This window comes from Flavivirga spongiicola, assembly GCF_030540825.1.
GTDB classification, from domain to species: domain Bacteria; phylum Bacteroidota; class Bacteroidia; order Flavobacteriales; family Flavobacteriaceae; genus Flavivirga; species Flavivirga spongiicola.
Window position 1 is genome coordinate 100198 of record NZ_JAUOEO010000001.1, and the last position, 19965, is coordinate 120162.

The window sequence follows — 19965 nt, forward strand, 5'->3', positions numbered from 1 at the left end:
TTTTGTATCCATCATTCACCTTAATTTACTTAAACAATTCAAAAATCGGTACGTTATTTGAAGCATTTGGTAATGGAATATTTAACAAAAAGGAAAGTGTAGGCACAATTTGAGTAATGGAATATGGCTTTATGGTTTCGCCTTTCGAAATATTATGTCCATACCAAAGTAAAGGAACATGAGTATCATTATTACTAGAACTTCCGTGAGTAGTTCCAAATTTCATGTCTGTCATCCATCCAAAATTATATGAGATCAATAGGTCCCCAGACCTTTTACTATGATAACCATTTTCCATAAATGAATTACATAAAGAAGTTGATAAAGATGGTATGCATACCTCTTTTACCACTTCTTGCTTCATAAGAAATGATTTGGCACTTTTAAGTACTTTTTCTCTATTACTTAGGGTTTTATTAATATAGATCTGTGATTTACCAACATATTCAACATAATTTGTTCCTCCAAATTCCTGAGATAAATGCTCATTAAGGCTCTTCTTAATGTCTAAGGGGCTATAAAATGCTCCAGGTAATCTCATATTTTCAAGGTAGATTGGATTATCTCTTGCAGCATGATCTGCAGTAATAAATAGTATATAATTTTCTTTACCAATTTCTTTATCCAACGTTGTTAGCAATGATTCTATTTCTCTATCCATTCGAACATACGTATCTTCCAACTCTTTAGAACGTATACCAAAATTATGACCGACATAATCTGTACTGGAATAACTAATAGCTAAAAAATCTGTTTCTTTTCCTTTCCCTAACCGCTCTCCTATCAAAGCTGCTTTTGCCATTTTTGTTACCAACGTATTACCAAACGGTATTTCACTAATCAGCCCATAATCATTATTTTGCTTTCTCAATCTTTTTAAATCATACGGAAAAGCAGCATCTTCTTTCCCATTAAAGATTTTTTCAAAAGAGGCGTTGTCTGCACTACTATTTACATATTTATCTATAGGTAATAAAGTATTCCAAACACTATTTAAAAGTGAATCTGCCACTTTATTATTATTAAAAGTTTCTAACCATTTTGGAAGCTTTTTAGAATAATAACTGCTGGTAATGAAATTTCCGTTTTTTGAATTATACCAAAAAGCATAATCTGCTAAATGTCCCGCTGGGAGTATAGCCCCCCTATCCTTTATTGAAACACCAATAACTTTAGATCTTTTATTTGTGAACAATTTTAACTCGTCTGTAATTGTAGTTACTAGCAGTTTTTTTGGAGATCTAGCATATGCAGTAGCATTAATATCTGCATTATCCATATCAATCTTGTAAACTGTATTATCTTCACTACAATACATCTCTTTTCCTGATTTTCTATCTAACCAATTATTACCAATAACACCATGGTTGGAAGGTGTTGTACCTGTATAGATAGAGGCATGCCCTGGCCCCGTTGATGTAGGCGTATAATTATAGTGCACATTCTTGACATGAAATCCATCAGTCATTAATTTTTTAAATCCATTTTCTGAATAGTTTTCTTGAAAACGGTATAAATATTCGGCTCGCATTTGGTCTATAACAATACCCACAACTAATTTTGGTTTATTATTATCTTGACTTAAAAGGGATTGATTGGTAATAATATATATTATCAGAAACAACTTTACTGCTATTTTCATACGTACTTTTTTTTTAAGATTTAAATGCAGTAACAGGAATTTTCTGCATGATGAAGTCTGGTCCGGCATAATACAATTCAAAAGGCTGATCTTTAGTCTTATAAGTATAATAGATAAACTCTAATTCGTGTTCCCCTTCTTCTAATGTTATAAATCCTAATCTAGAACTCATATGATGCGTTTTCTCGTCTATGACTACTTCTTTATTAATTTTAAGAAGTGACCATCCATAAGAATGAGCCGCAAATCTATAAGTACCAAAGGCATTAACACTAATCTTGGCGGTATATTTAACTACATAATTCTTTGCTCTATGTGGCACATCATTTAAATCTAATCCAAATAATTTTCCTTGTTTAATGGGCTTTAATGTTTCTACTTCTTTCCAATCCAGAATATCAGCTTCATAATAGTTATAATGTACATTTTTAGATGAATTGGCTTCTACATAATTTAGCGATTGTTGATCTTCATCACTTTCACTATTCCCTAAAAAAGCTTTAGCTCTAATTAATGCCGTATGTGCCAGTTTAAATTCTTTGATGTACAATTTAGATTGTATTGTTGGTTCTGTTCCATCTAAAGTATACCTAATCTCTACATTTGGCGTATCGGACGTTATAGAAATCTTGGTTTCTTCAGAAATATATTTCTTTAAAAAAGGGCTAATTTGTGGTTTTGCTACATGCTGATAGTGCTCTTTCTCATTCGAATTCGAAAAGGCATCTAATACAGGTCTAGCTATCCAAGCGAAGGGTTGTTCGCAGTTAAAAATATGTGCTACTGTTGCTGCGGTATCATACGTATTAACAGGTACATCTATTCGTTTATTTTTTACAATACCAGGTCCGGAAATAATCCACGGTATTTCAAGTTCGTTCATGGTCTCTTCTCCATGATCTTTACCTAACCCACCATGGTCTGCCGTAACAATAATGATAGATTGCTCAAATATACCAGCTTCTTTTAAAGCATTTATAACATTACCAATTGCTGTATCTGTAACTTCTACTTCTTTATAAAATTGAGGTGTACCGTGTCCATATTTATGTCCTTCATGATCCAATTCATCCAAATGAATAAACGTGAAATTAGGCTTCTCTTTCTTTATAAAACTGGTGGCTAAATCTATGGTTTCATCTGTAGTTTTTCCATGTTTTACTTCGTTTACATAATCATTATTAAAAAGTCTGGCATAACCTTTCCAATGGTGGAATACGCCCATTTTAAAACCCTTTCCCTTTTGGTCTCTTAATACAGTAAATATGGAAGGGAAATATCCTTTATCATCCGTTATTGTTGAAGGAATATTAGCGCGAACCAATTCCCAATCATTTGAGGTAATTCCATGCTGTTCAGGACCGGCACCTAAAATCATAGAGGCCCAATTGGGGCTACTTTTTGTTGGAAACACACCACGAGCATGCATGGTTGCTGCTCCATTTTGTACTAATGAATTAATGTTGGGCGTCTTTGCTTTTTGAAGCCCATCCGGACTAAAGGCATCGACACCAATTACGACAACATGTTCTACTTCACTTTTGCTTTGCTCTATGTTTTTTTCATTACACGAGAACGAAATAGAACTTAGGAATAATAATTTTAGTAAGGTTTTCATTTTTAATTTATTTAAAGTATTGTAATAGCTCTTTAATGAGATAGTTACCGTTAGATAGTCATAAAATCTTATAATAACAAAAATAGATATTTTTTACATATATTATAATTTTATAAACTAAATTATAGTATATGTAAAATAAAATGATACAAAAACAGGGTTGAAATTTCAACCCTGTTTTTTTAATTAACTCAAAAAACACTTAAATTATTCATTGGCAAACAAATCTGCTACTTCTGTTTCACTAAGTACATAATCAAAAATAATCGTGTTAGCAATTTTTCCTTCAAAAAACTGGCCATAAGTAGCTGGGCCATCTTGAGCCATACGAAGTGGATTACCACTCTCTGAGTTTACTACTGTACTTAAATTATTTGCGCTTGCAACCTTTGTTCCATCTTGGTACATAGACAAATCTCCATCTCTATCAAATGTGGCTACTAATAAATGCCACTCATTATCATTAAATGGAATACCAAGACCTTCCGTTCTGGCATCTGCCTTATTACCTGCCCCATCTGAAGTTGCAACACGCCAGTTATCTCCTCTAAAGGCTACCGTTAAACCTGCATTACTGGAACTTCCCCAATCTTGGTCACCTATCATTACGGGATCGCTATCTGTAGATGTGGTATTTACCCAAAAAGCAATCGAATAATCACCTGTGTGTCTAAAGCCTAAATCACCTGTATCGGCTATGGTAGCGTATTGATCTACTCCATTAAATGTATAACTAAAACGACCTGCTTCAGAACTAATATCTCCTCCTGAATTGGTTACTTCTATATTTTTTGTTGAACCATCTTGCTTTCTTAACTCAACCCCAGTTCTAAGAGATGATTCATTTGCTATTTGCTCTGGTGTTAATACATAATCATAAATATAAGTGTTTCCTATATTGCCTTCAAAGAACTGCGAATAGGTTGCAGGACCATCTTGTGCTATACGTAAAGGGTTACCATTTCCTATTGAACCAACAGCAGACATATCTTCTGTGGCTACCAAAACTCCATCCTGGTACATATTCATATCACCATCTCTATCGAAAGTAGCTGACAAAAAATGCCAGTCACCATCATTAAAAGGTATATTTAGACCAGCTGTTCGTGCATCTGCTTTAGTTGTTCCATCAGAAATAGCCACACGCCAATTGTCTCCTCTAAAAGCTACAGTTAAACCTGTATTACCAGAGCTATCCCAATCTTGATCTCCCAACATAACAGGATCGCTATCTGTAGATGTTGTTTTTACCCAAAAGCCAATAGAAAAATCACCTGTATACCTAAAATTTAATTTAGAATCTGATTCGTCTATAGTTGTAAAATTGTCTACTCCATTATACTTTACACTTGCACCGGTATAAATGTCTTTAGCTTTGCTAGTAACGGCATCAGTTGTAGTTAATCCTTCCACTTCTCCTGTTTGTTTCTTTAAATACACAAAATATTCTAAAAGGCCCGCAAAAGGATCAAAAGGTGCTCTCTTTTTTAATTCGAATGCAATTCTGTTCAAAGAATTATAATCAAATCCATTAACACCCAGGTCATCGTAGCTCACACTAAATAGTATAGTTTGTTTATCGCCTACTTCAAGAAGTCCTCTGTCTTCAAGTGTTGTGCTATAATCTCCCACATACTTACCATCAACTTGTGTAAAAGTATTTATTTCGGCTATAACAACATCGTGAAGAGGAGCCACAGTGACTTTAATCGACAAAGGTTTGGCATCCATAACAATTTTTAAGTCAATAGGTTGCCCTTCAGAATAAGATTCTTTTTCTAAAGGATTATATGTTAGCTCTTCTAATTCTTCATTAGTATAGGGTTCTCCAGTTATTGGGTTATTGTGCTCTATAACTAAACCTTCTTTACCTGCCAAACGATCATCAAATTTAACTGCTTCATCTGAATCGCAGCTCACTATTACCCCTATTAATACTGTGATTAATAGAAATACTATTTTGGTTGTTTTTTTCATTTTATTATAGTTTACTTGATAATCCACATTTTCGTATTAATATCATCGCCTCCCATCGCACTAACAGCATTATTATACGCAGTGGTGTTAAATATTTTTTCATTATTAGGATAGTTAAATCGTACAGGTATTTTATTATTATTTACTGTAGTTGGACCTGGTGTAATCACTGGATATCCTGTTCTCCTTTGATAAAAATAGATTTCTATATGGTTTAAAGATGAAATCCACATTTGCTTTCCAATTTTTTCGAGTTTTTCATCACGTGAACCTGTATAAGTCACTTGAGGATCTGAAAAATAGCTATCATTAAAATTAGCCATGGGCTCCATACCAACTAAAGCAGCAGCAACTGCTTGGTCTCCCATCCATTTTTGATAATTATATGAAGATTTTATTCCATCTTTATAGTAATTTTCTGCCACAGTTGTTCCTCCAGTGATATACCCTTTTTCAGCAGCCTCAGCTAAAAGGAATAATAATTCTGAATGCATCATCCATACGGTTTGAACTATTGGAAATTCATGTGAGTCCCATATTAATGCAGATTGAACCGATATGGCATTAACATCAAAAGCGTCTGTTCCTGCGGGTTCTGCACCTTCAAAAGTGTTAGTTGTATTTGGTACTGGTGCAGCTATGGTTTTAATACGCTCATCATTAGTATCTTTTAATAAATTTATAAAGGGAGTTGTTATGGCAGTAACACCAACCCAACCTTCATGTTTAGAAACCACATATTGGTCTGTAAGATATTTATAAGCTGGTTGGTCCCCAAAAGCTTCAAAAATTGGAAATTGGGCAGGGTTATCTATCATTTCCTGTAATTTAACACTTGGATCAACCTTGGAAGAACGAGACATTAATACGCGGATCTTTAATGAATTTGCAAATTTCTTCCATTTTAATAAATCCCCATCATAAATAATGTCTCCTGTTAAAGCTACAGTACCGTTTCCTATTAGAGTATTGGCACGTTCTAAATCTGCAATTAAACCTTCATAAATTGATTCTTGAGAATCGTACTTTGGTAAGTTTTGACCTGAAGATGCGTTTCCTGCTTCTGAGTAAGGTACATCTCCATACAAGTTTGTTAAATTATAAAACAACCACGATTTTATTACCAAGGCAATCCCTTCATAATTTTCATTTCCTTCTTTGCCTTCTAACAAAAAGTTCAAGTTTCTTAAAGCAGCATAAGTATCATTCCACATCGGTTCTAAAGCTGCTGTATTATATTTGTCTCCTTCGGCATCTTCAAAACGTGTCGTATACTGAATGAGTTTGTTGGTTACGTCAACGGCAAAAATTGTATGTTCCAGTGTTGGCTGTATTACAATGTTTGGTATTAAGTTACCAAGAGGTATCGACGTAGGTGTAATGTCGTTTACATTAATGTCATTAAAATCACTACAAGAAAAAGTGAATAACAATGTAAATATAATGCTCAACTTTTTTATATTTTTTATTTTCATAATCTTTAAAATTTAAGTCTATAAACCAATATTTATATTAAACCCATAAGAGCGTGTCGTAGGTATATAATAGCGTCCGGAATTTCCAGGAACACCTTCAAAATATACATCTGGATCTTGATTTGGCACATTAGAGAATAGCAATAAGTTTCTACCTACCAATGCTATATTAATGCTTTGAAAAGCTGTTTTAGAAAGAAAAGATTTTGGAAAACTATAGGATAATGATAACTCACGTAATTTAACAAATGATGCATCATATACCTGGTTTGCACTTGTTAGTTCGTAAGGGCTAGACCATAACCTTTTTATATCTTCTCCAATAACTCTTGTTGTATTTTCAATATAACTACCATCAGATTGAGCAACGACACCATCCCCTAAAATACCTTCTTCACGCCATTGTAAAGTTTCTTGGTTATATCCACCTCGATATAACACATCTGTAACTCCTGAATGTAAAACACCTCCATGTCTAATATCTATTAGTGTGCTAAGCGTGAAATTTTTATATTTAAATGTATTTGTTAGACCTAACATCCAATCCGGGCTGGCATTTCCTAAATACTGGGGCGTATTATTTCTTACTAAAACGCCGTTAGAATCAAAGATTTGCCGTCCAAAATGCGGACTATTCTCATCTTCAACAGTTGCTTGTTTGAAACCAAAAACACCAAAAATAGGTCGTCCTACTTCAGCAATAATAAATTGGTCTCCATCACCGTAGCTTCCTAAGCCAAATTGTGTAAGACCTTCTGCTAACTCTATTACTTTGTTTTCATTTTTACTAAAATTGGCAATAACATTCCAGCTAAAGTCATCTGTTCTTAATGGCGTACCTTTTAAAACTAACTCTATTCCTTTATTTTCTATTTTACCTGCATTTATGGTTCTACTATTAAAACCTGATGAGTTAGGTAATGTGGCATTCAAAACTTGATTTTTATTATCTATATAATAATATGTAAAATCTACACCCAATCTATTATTAAAAAATTTAGCATCAACTCCAAACTCATACGATGATGTTTCTTCAGGCAATAGATTTTGGTTTGCAATTGAACCACTCAAACTATATGTATTAGTAGCCCCATAAGATCCTGCTCCATTAAATACTGTTGAACCTTGATATGGGCTTGTATCTTTACCTACTTGAGCATAAGCCAATCTAAACTTTAAAAAAGAAATTTCTTTAGGCAACTCCACCAATTCAGGTAATAAAAAACTAAGGCTAGCAGAGGGGTAAAAATAACTTCTATTAGTCTCTGGTAAAGTACTAGACCAGTCATTTCTAGCTGTAAGATCTAAAAAAATGGCATCATTATATGCCAAAGATGCTACACCATAAATACTGTTCACCTTTTTTTGACTTATTCCGGGAAATAAACTTATATCTTGAGTAGCTGCATTGTTTATTGTATAAATATTAGGTATCAATAAATTATTAGCATTCCCAAACAAATTACTATTATCAATATGTAAAAGGTTACCTCCTAGCGAAGCGTTTAATCCCCATTTATTATCTTTAAAAGATGTATTATAAGTTAATAAAAAGTCAGCATTAGTTTCTCTTTTCTTAATATTGTTTTCTTGATATCTTGTTTGAAAATTCACTATTCCAAAAGGGCGTCTAGATGTATTCAATTCTGTACTTAAATCCATTCCATATCGAACCGTTAGATTTAAGCGATCGGTAAATGCATAATTAAGAGAAGCGTTACCATAGAGTCTATCTTTGCTTAGTTCATGACGAATTTCATTTCCAATAAAATAAGGGTTATTAATATTATCCCTCCATCTAATTTGAGAACTCCCCTCTAAACCTCTTTGCCAATATTCTTCAAGTTTGTCTATATGTGTTCCTGGAGCCATCCACGCCAAAGCATAGCCAATACCATCTGTACCCCTATCAAGTTTAGGTCTGTTATCACTGCCTACATTTACAATATTAACATTAATACTTGCTGTTAACTTAGAAAGGATTTCACCTCCGGCATTCAGCGAAAAATTATGACGTTTTAAGTTGGTTCCAGGAATAATTCCTTCTTGATCTAAATTAGTATAAGAGGCTCTGAAATTAGATTTATCTCCACCTGAAGAAATGGAAACATTATTAGTTAAGGTAACCCCTGTTTCAAAAAATTGTTTGTAATTATTTTTCCCATTTGATACATATGGATGCTTAACAGAAACACCTCTAACTAAATCTACAGCACCAGCTCTGGTTCCATTACTGGTTTCAGACCACCACCATTCTACTAATAAATTAGGATCATAAGGGATGTTAGCCCAAGTTTCGTCATATACCGATTGATTAAAAGAAAAGTCATTTCGATTAAAAGCTAAACGATCACCATGTAATCCTGCGCCATATTTATATTGATAAGTATCAGGGTATTTAAGTATTTCGTCAAATATGATACTAGAATTCACATTAACACTTATCCCTTTTTTAGATGTTCCTTTTTTAGTCACTATAATAATAGCGCCATTACCTGCTCTTGAGCCATATAAAGCAGCTGCAACCGGACCTTTTAAAACATTCATGGACTCAATATCATCTGGATTAATATCTGCTATCGCTGATCCCCAGTCTACTGTACTATTTGTTGAAAACGAATTATCTATAGGAACACCATCAACTACAAAAAGTGGGGTATTACCTCCCTCAGAGAGAGACGTCTCTCCTCGTAATGTTATTCTAGTTGAACCTCCAATTGAAGACGAACTATTTATTTGTAAACCAGCAACATTACCTGCTAATTTACTGGCAACATTAGCTTCCCTCCCTAAAGTTAAACTTTCACCGTCAATCTTTTGAATGGAATAGCCTACTTTTTTTTGTGCTTTGGTAATTCCTAAAGCTGTTACAACTATCTCATCTAATGCAGCAGTATCTTCTTGTAAAACAACATTAATTGTTACGCTATCTCCAACAGTTATTTTAGCAGTTTTCATGCCAAGATAGGAAAATACCAAAACGGTTTCTTTATTGGCATCTATGGAATAATTCCCATCAAAATCAGTCTGTGTACCTGTAGAAGTGCCTTCAATCAAGACGTTTGCTCCTGGCAAAGGCACACCTTTTCCGTCTTTTACAGTTCCTCTAATTTCAATTTGTTGAAGCTTTGGAACTTTAGCTTTTAAATTATTATTAAAATGCTCTTGAATAATACCTTTATTGATATCATCTTTTGCCAATACAATTTGCTTGTCGATGATTTTATACCGAATGGCTGTTTTTGAAAAAAGAAGATCTAATATTTTTTCTATGCGCTTCTTTTTTACATTTATAGTGATTTTTCTTTCTAAATCTATCTCACTATTAGCAAAGAGTATTTTAAACTCGGTTATTTTCTTTATTTCAGAAAAAACGTGGGCTATAGTAACATCATCAAGATCTAACGAAATCTTGGTGTTCTGCGAATACGAATTAGCGTTAATTTTGAGAAGAAAAATAAAAAAAAGTATAAATGTTAGTTTCATTTTTAAATCTATTTTTGGGATTTCAAGATAACCCCATGAAAAACTTGGCTTTTTTTTCATAATTTTGTACTGATTTTAAAGGTTGTTCAAATTTTTTAAAGTCGTTAGATAAGTCAGGGAATGGTCGTAACATTTCCTGATTTTTTTTAATTTTATTTGTTCGTAGTTATTTTATCATATAAATGTGTTTATGGGTTAATAATTATTTTATTGTTATCTATTATGTAATTAAATGGTTTGTAACCATTAAATGATCTTAAGACCTGATCGATAGTTTCTACATCGAAAGATCCAGTAAATCTAATATCGTTAAGTAATTCGTTATTATTTTGAATGGAAATATTATAATGTCTTTCTAACTTTCTAATAATGTTTTCAAATCGTTCCTTTTGAAAAAGAAGCACACCGTCTATCCAAGCTATATGGTTTTTAACATCTACTGTTTCTGTTGTAAACTGTAAACTGCTTTTTCTTAGTGATGCTTTTTGGTTAGGAATTAAAATAATTTGTTTAGAGGAGTTTTCTTTTAAGTTATTATTATAAACCCCAACAGACCCTTCAACTAAAACAATGTCTTGATTATCATCATTTTCATAAGATGAAATATTAAATTCTGTTCCGTAGACTTCGGTAACGACATCATTGGCATAAGCGATAAAAGCATCGTTTTTATTTTTAGCTACATTAAAGTAAGCTTCTCCATTTAAAAATACTTCTCTAGACAACCCCTTTATAAATTGAACAGGATATTTTAAGGTTGATCCAGAGTTTAAATAAATTAAAGAACCATCTGATAATCTAATCTGAATTTTTTTGCCGTAAGGGACATATAGTGTATTATATGTAAGTTTTGTTACTTGATTTGTAGTATCTATGTTTTCGTAAATTAATAAGTTTTTATCTTGCTTGCCTAATACCACCCCTTTGGCATTAGTTATTTTTTGATTATCATCAATATTAATCACTTTCTTAGAACCATCATGAAGCTCTAAAACAATATTTTCATTATTATTTACAGTTTCCGGTTGTCTATTAACATATATGGTTATAAAAAGACCTATTAATAAAATTGCAGCATACTTCATATAAAAAAGTGGCCTTCGTTCTAACTTAAAGATACGTTTAGAGTTTTCCAGACGAATTTTTTTGCGAATTTTATTATAAATACTTTTTTCAATTTTTAGCTTATTTCCATAATCAAATGTATTCCACAGGTCACTTTCTCCTTGATAAGATTCTAAAAAATTTTCTAATTTTTTTTTCTCTTCAGCACTGCAGTCGTTATTTAAGTACTTGTTTATTAGTGATTTGATTTGATTTTCTGTCATGATTTTTATATAAAGTAGATTAAGAGAGCATCGTTTAGAAATAGGTGTATATCTTATAAGTACCTATTTTAATGAAAAGGTACTATAGTTAATTCAATTTTTTCGAAATTATATAGTAATTAGGTCTCAAATAATTTAAAAACCAGATGGGTATAAATTTATATATCCTCTTTTTAGACTAAAGATTGAATAGCAAAGAAAGCAACCAAAACAAATAAGTATCTCCAAGTTTAAGCCGTAAGTGTTTCAAGGCTGTAGTGATTTGATTCTTTACCGTTTGTGTAGAGATATTTAATTTTTCTGCAATTTCTTTATGTGATAAATGTTCAAATCGACTTAAATAGAAGATGTCCTTACATTTTGGTGGTAAAGTGTTTAAATGTCTATGTATAACAGACTCAAGATCATTAAGGTTTATTAAATCTTCTGTCACATTTGTTTTATATACATCAGCAAACATCTTTATATCACTTTTTGTTAACTTTTTATCACGAAAGTGTTTAAATAATTGAAATCGTAATGATTGAAAAAGGTAAGCCGATAAATTTTCGATTTCTACTTTATGTCCATTCTTCCAAAAGGTCAAGAATATTTCCTGAACAATATCTTCACATATTTTTTTATTTCCTAAAACCTTAAAAGCATAAATGTATAATCTTTCCCAAAAATGTAAATATACTTTTTTAAAGGCTAATGATTCTTTACCATTAGCTTCTTTTAAAATTTGACGATATGTCCTATTTTTATTTAGCAATTATATAAAACAGAAGACAGTAAATTTAGTGATTTATACAAAAAAAGAACTGTTTTTAAACTTTAAAGCGTTTCTAACACTTTAAAATGATTATCTCAAAAACGATATTTGATATACTTCACCTAAAATATTTCAACATTTATGTCATGAACCCTTCGACTATTTAACTGAATTACAATACGTTATACTTTACAAAAAAGTAAACTTTTATAGACTGAAGGCGTACATCAGAGTTTTGAATATACATCCAAAATATTTTATATTTTTTCCAAAAACCAATCTAAATTGAAAATATAATGGTTCTAAAAATAAAAAAATTCTTGAAACCAACTATCTCTCAAGCCTCAAGGAATTCTTTTAGATTTAAAATATCATCTTAAATAAATTCATATGGTACAATCGTATAAAAAACAAATTAAATATAAGCGCCTGTCATAATGAAATATTTACTGAATGCATGTATCTTTATATAATGTTCATATTAGTCGTATGAAAATATTGAATAAGCCAAAATTGAAAGCTATTATCTTAATAGAATGAAGAAAACATATAAGTATAGTGTAATCACTATGTTAATGCTATCCCTAGCCATAGTTACTAATAGTTGCTCTTACAATCCCAAAATCCGAATTGCCTCATTCAATATACTCAGTGGGCAGTTTAAATTCAACATGGAATTGGGCCCAAGAGCAGATGATTATGAGTACAAGAGGATGTTGCAGGTGCGTTATATTGATTCGGTACAACCTGATATTATTCTCTTACAAGAAGCCGAGCCTTTGTATGAACAGATAGACTATATTATAAAAAAAATGCCTTGGTTGCAATCAGTTAAAGCGTCCAATGGATTAAGTATTCTTTATCATAAAAATAAGTTTGAATTATTAAATCATGGGTATGTTAGACCAATTTCATTACAGCATGCTTCTTTAAAACATGTCCAATCTGGAAAAAAATTGAATGTATTGAATATGCATTTAGCAGGTGAAGCTGGCAGTCTTCTTAATCTCAGAAAAATAATGGCATGGGCTTCACAACATCTTGATATGAATCATGAAAGCACCTTACTAGCTGGGGATATGAACGCATCTCTTACCAGCAAATATTATGATCAATTCATCAATGATTTTCCTGTTTTCAATGATCCTAACCATAATGATGCCCTTAAATTTAACAAAGAACTTATCGATTGGATATTATTAAATAAAGGGTTTAAACTTGTTGGCTCGGGATGGAAAAAAGCCAAATTGGAATCACGTTTTATATCAGATCATCCTATAGTTTGGGCTGATTTAAACCTTACAGATGTGAATGATAATTTTGATTTCGATAAAGCTAGTCGCCCCTACCTTGTACTAGACAAGCAAGATAAAACCATTCATAAATATTTTTCAGTTCATTCAGAAGAAATTTTTCATTTAAAAGGGCAAAATTATTTTTTGTCAACTGAAAATCAATTAATTATTGATGCAAAGCAATATAGTGTTGGCTTTTGGTTAAATTCCAGTATTGAAAACAACCAATTGGGGCAAAATTATCTAATTACCAATCAAGGATATCCTTTTGGTTGGGAGGTAGAACTAAGATCCGGTGTCCCCTATTTTGAAGCTAGAATTGAATCCGGTCAAGGCAAGAAGTCTAAAGGGGTTAAAATTAGTGGCAATACCATGGTAGAAGCAAATAAATGGTATCACATCCTAGTTTCTATAGACGAAGAAAATGATGCCAAATTATATTTAAATGGCATATTAGAAGGCTCCGTTTCGTTATCAGGTAAAATTGCATACCACAAAGAAAATCCTGGGATTTTCATAGGAACCAGATGGGATTTACGAAATATTTTTAAAGGTAAAATAACCAAGCCTGTCTTTTATAAAACTATCATTAACAGTCAAAAGCTAAATACTATACTTGAAAGTAAATCTAACATGACAAAAGAGGATATGGAATTATTCTATTTAAATTTTAAAAACAAAAAGCAATAGTAATTTTCCATTTACTTCACTTTATTTCCTTTAAAAAACATTATCATCAAATTATCAATTTGTAAAAATTGCATGTTAAACCCAATTTAAAAGCGTTCTATGGCCCATAAAAGAGGAAATAAGAACACAAAGACTTTAATCTGCTGAGTATAGAAAAAAACGCCTTTGAATAGATAAACGTCCATTGAGGTTGTATCTCAACTACTATAAAATATAAATTTAATTCCTGACACCAATACCGTTATAAAAATTATTATTCTATAACATGATTAATAATCATAAATAATGAGGGGAAAATTTTCATCTCTTCCCCTCATTAAAAAACTAAACTCAAACTAATACTTAATACCCTGTATTTTGAGGAAGTAAGTTAGGATTTAATTCTATTTCCCTTTGTGGTACTGGTAATAAATACCTATTTGGGAAAGCTGCTGTAAATTCTTGATAAACCCCACTAGTATAAATATCAAAAGTTAATGGGATTTCCTTTCTAATGACATCAAACCATCTTTTTATTTCATAACCAAATTCCCAATAACGTTCTTCTATAACGGCACTATCAAAATCTGAAACCGATAAACCAGAAAGCTCCGATCCAGAGCCAATGCCACGTACTCTAACATCATTTATACATTTATAAGCTAATGCATTTGCACCTCCATCTGCCATATTTTGTGCTTCAGCATAAATAAGTAATACTTCAGCATATCTAAACAAAACTAGGTTTTGGTCAGATTCATCGCCTTCCGGTCCTTGTGAGCCATAAGTGTATTTTTTAATAAATCCAGTATCCAAAGCATCTTTAAGAAAATACTTTCTTTCGTTTGGCAATCCTATATTATTAACATTTCTATAAACCTGATTAGAAAAATTACCGTTACCATCCATTTCATTTAAAAAGTTTTGAACAACAGGATCACTATTCAAATAAAAGGTAACTTCTTTTCTTGGTCCATCAGGAAAATCATCCATATATCTTCTATAAGCTCTTGAGCCAGGATTGGTAATACCATTTCGCAACGCAGTATTATTAAATAATGAATTACTATAAGCTGAACCTACCGAGGTAGAATGAATAAATTGAAAAATAATACTAGTGCTGTTATTCTGTTTAGAAGCCATAAAATTATCGACATACTCGCCTAAACTATAGGTGTCTGAATCTATTATTTCCTTAGCTTTAGAAGCTGCTTTTTCATAATTTTCTGTTAGCTTTAATGGCGCTCCAGCCATCGTTAGATATACTTTTGATAGATATGCTTTTGAAGTCCAAGACGTAGGCTCTCCTGGTAAAGCGGTTGTACTTAAAAGTGTTTCTGATTTTTGAAAATCATCAATAACTTGTGTGTATACCTCCGTTGAAGGGGTTCTTCCATCACTAACTCCAATATTATCTAAAGAAGAAGACCCTGATAATATTAAAGGAACATCACCGTAAAACCTTACCAAATAAAAATAAGCAAAGGCTCTTAAAAAGTGAGCTTTTCCTAAAATTTTATTTTTTTGACTCTCAGTTCCATTTTCTGCTAAAGCTATATTGTCTATAACACTATTAAGGCTATTAATAGCCTTATAAGAATCAGCCCATAAATTGCCGAAATCTGCTGGCGAAAAACTATAGGTATCTATAGTAGGACTTGCTTCTATTGCTTTACTACCACTTGTAGGTGTATAATATCCCATGCTTTGTAAAGTTCGTGTTGCTCCATTAACCAAACTTTCAAAATTTTCAATTTTTTGAAATGTATTGGATGCAGATTCAAAGCTAAAAGGTTCTTCTTCTAGGGTTTCACAAGAAAACGTGAACATGCAAATTGCAAATAACCCTACAATAATTTTATATATATTATTTTGTTTCATGATTTATATTTTTATAATCCTATATTAAAAATCTACTTTAACGCCCAGAGTAAATGTTCTCGCTTTTGGATAACCATTTAATTCATAGCCTCTAACGCCATCATTTTCATTGGCAGCCAATTCTGGATCATACCCCGTATAATCAGTCCATAAAGCTAGGTTTTGCCCGCTCAAATACAATCTCATCGCATCTACCCCTAGTTTAGATATAAGCTTTTCGTTAAAATTATAAGCAAGTGTTACATTACTTAACCTAATATAAGAAGCATCTTCAACAAAAATATCTGATTGCCAAGCATCTTTTCTGGTAAAAATATTGGTCGCATTTTGTCTAGCTGCCGTTTGATTAATGGTTCCTGTATAATCTACACGTTGGTAGTAGCCATCTGGATGATTAATGGGATGCCATCTTTCTCTTCCTCTATAACCCGTAGCGCCAACATCTTCCATATCAAAACGACTTCTTGCTCCCTCATTATAAATTTCACCACCTTGAGACCCTTGAAATTGTACATTCAAGTCAAACCCTTTATAACTTGCCGCAGTATTAAAGCCCCAAGTAAAATCTGGGTTGGCAGATCCAAGAAAAACTTTATCATTTTCATCATAAACACCATCATTATTTTGATCTATAATTTTAGCAGTTCCTGGTATTTGTCCATACCCAAAAGCTTCAGCTTCTTCATCCAACTGCCAAACTCCCACATATTTATATCCATAAATAGCACCTAATGGCTGCCCTTTTAATAGATACATAACACTGTTTAAAGGTATGCGCTCCTCATCAGGGGTACTTAGTTCTACAACTTTATTTTTATTAAAAGTCATATTTAAACCAGCTGTCCATCTAAAATCATTTTGTTCTAAAAGCGTACCATCGATTAAAAATTCAAACCCTCTATTTTCTACCTCTCCTACATTTTGTAATACAGAGCTAAAACCAGATTGACTTGCCAAGGTTCTAGAGGATAACAAATCGCTCGTCTTTTTATAATAATAATCTGCAGTAAAGTTTAACTTATAATCAAATAACGAAATATCAACACCGAAATCTGATTGTGCTGTCTTTTCCCATTTTAAATCTGGATTCGCAATTCTGTTAAAGGCACTACCTAAAGATAAAGAACCTCCATTTGTAGGATAATCTAAACTTGTACCACCGGTAGTTATTTGTGAAAGCGTTTGATATGGGCTAATAGCTTGATTACCTGTAACACCGTATGATAACCTTAATTTCAAGTTATTAATATGATTACTGTTTTCAAGAAATTTTTCGTTCGACAATCTCCAGGCAAAAGCACCAGAAGGAAAAATACCCCATTTATTATTAGCTCCAAAAACAGATGACCCGTCCGATCGTAAAGATGCAGTAAGTAAAAAACGATCATCAAAACCATAATTAACACGCCCCATATAGGATAAAATGACTCTCTTCTCTTTATTAGAAGATTTTCCTGTTACAATCTCTGCAGATTGAATGGCATTGAAACTAGTCGTATTATTATTAAAGCCCTGAACAGAGATAGAAGAACTTGTTGATGTTGTATACTGTTGCTCAAATAAACCTGTAAACGCTAAACTATGCTTATTAAAATCTTTCTTATATGTTAGGATATTAGAGTTTTGCCAAAAAGAGTTTTCAGAATTGCTAATACTTGCTGTTCTCTGTCCGTCGCTAGTACTACGTCCATTAATTAACTCATTAAGATATGTTCTCCCATTATTATTAAAAGAAGTCATACCTCCAGTTACTTTTAATTTTAAGCCTTCAGCAATTTCATATTCCAAATAGGTAGATAAGGTATTACTCGATGTTATTATTTCTCGTTCTGGTTCTAAAGCTGCAGCAACAGGATTTATTAAACTTCCTCCATTAGGTGATGAATCACCAAAACCACCATAGCTCCCTCTATGATTAAAGTATCTACCAATTAAAGATTCGCTAAATGGATATCTAGGATCATTAAAGGTTTCAGGGTATTTTACGCCAAGACCTACAGGCAATGCATAAAGGGCTGCAGATACGACTCCTAGACTGCCACGACCACCTTCACCTACTGGATTATCATTCTCCCTAGATAATAATATCGTTGCTCCTACTTTTAATCGATCGTTTGCCTGAACATTAACACTTGCTCTAAAGTTAAATCTTTCATAATCCGAATTTATAACTAAACCTTCTTGGTCTAGATAATTTCCAGCAAGGCTATATGAAATATTATCATTACCTCCTCTTACACTAAGATTATAATTATTAGTATTTGCATTTCTAAAAATTTCGTCTTGCCAGTCTATAGCTAATTCTCCATTTCTGGCAGCCTCTATAGCCTCTGGATGATAATATAACCAAGTCATTGATCTATTACCATTAACATCTGGAGTTAAAATCTGCTCGTCTGTAGGATAGTTAAAGTCTGTTAAATCGTTAATCTGTTGAGAATATTTGGCATATCGCCTTCTATTATTTGCAGAAGTTGTATAGCCAACAGCGTCTAGAATTTTAACTTTTTTTGGTACCGATGCCAGTGTAGTGAAATAATCAAAGGTAATTTGAGCTTTACCTTTTTTTCCTTTTTTTGTTGTAACTAGTATAACACCATTTGCACCTCTAGATCCATATATTGCAGTTGCTGATGCATCTTTTAAAACTTGTATAGACTCAATATTATTTGGATTTAATGTATTAAAATCTGCTCCGATAAGATCGTCAACAACTACCAAAGGAGCATTATTTCCAATAATTGAGTTCGCGCCTCTAATTCTAATAACTTGGTTACCTCCTGGTCTACCTGAAGGTGTACTTACAGATACCCCAGCAATTCTTCCCTGTAAAATTTCTGAAGGTTTAGTGGTTGGTTGTGTTTCAAATGCTTTAGAAGAAAGGGAGGATACTGAGCCAGTTAAATCACCTTTTTTAACAGAGCCATAACCAACTAAAACAATTTCTTCCAAGCTTGCTGCGTTTTCAATTAAAGTTATAGCAATAGTTTCTTGATTATTAACAACGACTTCTTTTGTTAAAAAACCTAAATAAGAAACAACAAGCACAGCTTGTTCATCGGCTAGTCCAATAGAAAATTTACCATCAAAATCGGTTTGTGTTCCATTTGTAGTCCCTTTTTCTAAGATATTGGCTCCTGGTAAGGGTTGCCCGTTAGTATCTGAAACAACACCACTCACAACAAGTTGTTGGTTATCAAGCTCGATCTGCTCCACTTCTTTTTTAGGTGTCATCACACTACCTAACTTGGCCTTAATAACAATTTGTTTTTTTAAAAACACAATGGATACATTAGCATCTTTAAAGAGTTTATTAAGAATAGACGATAGCTTTTCTTTTTTTGCAGATACGTTTACAATTTTATTTGTTTGAAAAATGTTCTTTTCATATAAAAACTTAAAGTCAGTTTTCTGTTCAATCACATTTAAAACACTTTTTAAGTTTACCTGTTTCATATCTAGCGAAATTTTAATGTCTTGACCATAAGTGTCATTCGCGTGCATCTGAAATAGAGAGACAACTAGTAAGAGTGTTGTTAATTTCATTTTTAAACTTATTTTAGAGGAATAGGCGCATAGGCAAACCCCTTTAATGAATTTTTTCATACTTTTGTTTTGATTTAATAATCTGTTAGACATTTTTTTAAATCACTTTTAAGACCGAGAGATGTAGTAGCATTTTTCGGTTTTTTTATATCATTTCTAAACCATTTTAATAGGTTATAAAACAAATTATAAAAGTGATTGGTTTTTTTACTTGTACCAAATAAGTTTTAAAAAGACAGATAATTTAGTTTAATCATCGTGATGTCATGCTCATTTGGATTTAATGTTAATAGT

The 19965-nt window shown here is 32.2% G+C and carries 10 protein-coding genes; 1 reads left to right on the forward strand and 9 read right to left on the reverse strand.

Annotated elements, in window-relative coordinates:
- Nucleotides 1-25 precede the first annotated feature (25 nt).
- The 7 genes from pafA to Q4Q47_RS00480 form a co-directional block, all read right to left on the reverse strand.
- On the reverse strand, nt 26-1642 hold the full coding sequence (pafA, locus tag Q4Q47_RS00450) for an alkaline phosphatase PafA (protein ID WP_303304682.1): 1617 nt from the start codon (nt 1640-1642) through the stop codon (nt 26-28).
- 13 nt (nt 1643-1655) lie between these two features.
- The gene (locus tag Q4Q47_RS00455) at nt 1656-3260 is read right to left on the reverse strand and encodes an alkaline phosphatase family protein (RefSeq protein ID WP_303304683.1); all 1605 of its coding nucleotides are present in this window, start codon (nt 3258-3260) and stop codon (nt 1656-1658) included.
- Between the two features lie 207 nt (nt 3261-3467).
- Nucleotides 3468-5237 carry a LamG domain-containing protein gene (locus tag Q4Q47_RS00460; protein ID WP_303304684.1) on the reverse strand — a complete coding sequence of 590 codons (1770 nt, stop codon included), beginning with the start codon at nt 5235-5237 and terminating at the stop codon, nt 3468-3470.
- 11 nt (nt 5238-5248) lie between these two features.
- Nucleotides 5249-6712: a SusD/RagB family nutrient-binding outer membrane lipoprotein gene (locus tag Q4Q47_RS00465; protein WP_303304685.1), complete on the reverse strand. Its 1464-nt coding sequence runs from the start codon at nt 6710-6712 to the stop codon at nt 5249-5251.
- A gap of 18 nt (nt 6713-6730) precedes the next feature.
- Nucleotides 6731-10258, reverse strand: coding sequence for a SusC/RagA family TonB-linked outer membrane protein (locus Q4Q47_RS00470; RefSeq protein ID WP_303304686.1), 3528 nt, complete (start codon nt 10256-10258; stop codon nt 6731-6733).
- Nucleotides 10259-10386: 128 nt separating this feature from the next.
- A complete protein-coding gene (locus tag Q4Q47_RS00475) occupies nt 10387-11526 on the reverse strand; it encodes a FecR family protein (protein WP_303304687.1) in 1140 nt (379 codons plus the stop codon).
- Between the two features lie 178 nt (nt 11527-11704).
- The gene (locus Q4Q47_RS00480; RefSeq protein ID WP_303304688.1) at nt 11705-12280 is read right to left on the reverse strand and encodes an RNA polymerase sigma factor; all 576 of its coding nucleotides are present in this window, start codon (nt 12278-12280) and stop codon (nt 11705-11707) included.
- Between the two features lie 536 nt (nt 12281-12816).
- Here Q4Q47_RS00480 and Q4Q47_RS00485 point away from each other — a divergent pair.
- Nucleotides 12817-14265, forward strand: coding sequence for a LamG-like jellyroll fold domain-containing protein (locus tag Q4Q47_RS00485; RefSeq protein WP_303304689.1), 1449 nt, complete (start codon nt 12817-12819; stop codon nt 14263-14265).
- A gap of 342 nt (nt 14266-14607) precedes the next feature.
- Here the strand turns inward: Q4Q47_RS00485 and Q4Q47_RS00490 are convergent, their stop codons facing one another.
- Both Q4Q47_RS00490 and Q4Q47_RS00495 read right to left on the reverse strand, forming a co-directional pair.
- Nucleotides 14608-16125: a RagB/SusD family nutrient uptake outer membrane protein gene (locus tag Q4Q47_RS00490; protein WP_303304690.1), complete on the reverse strand. Its 1518-nt coding sequence runs from the start codon at nt 16123-16125 to the stop codon at nt 14608-14610.
- A 24-nt stretch (nt 16126-16149) separates the two neighbouring features.
- Nucleotides 16150-19731, reverse strand: a complete 3582-nt coding sequence (locus Q4Q47_RS00495) for a SusC/RagA family TonB-linked outer membrane protein (protein ID WP_303304691.1) — start codon at nt 19729-19731, stop codon at nt 16150-16152.
- Nucleotides 19732-19965: the final 234 nt, after the last annotated feature.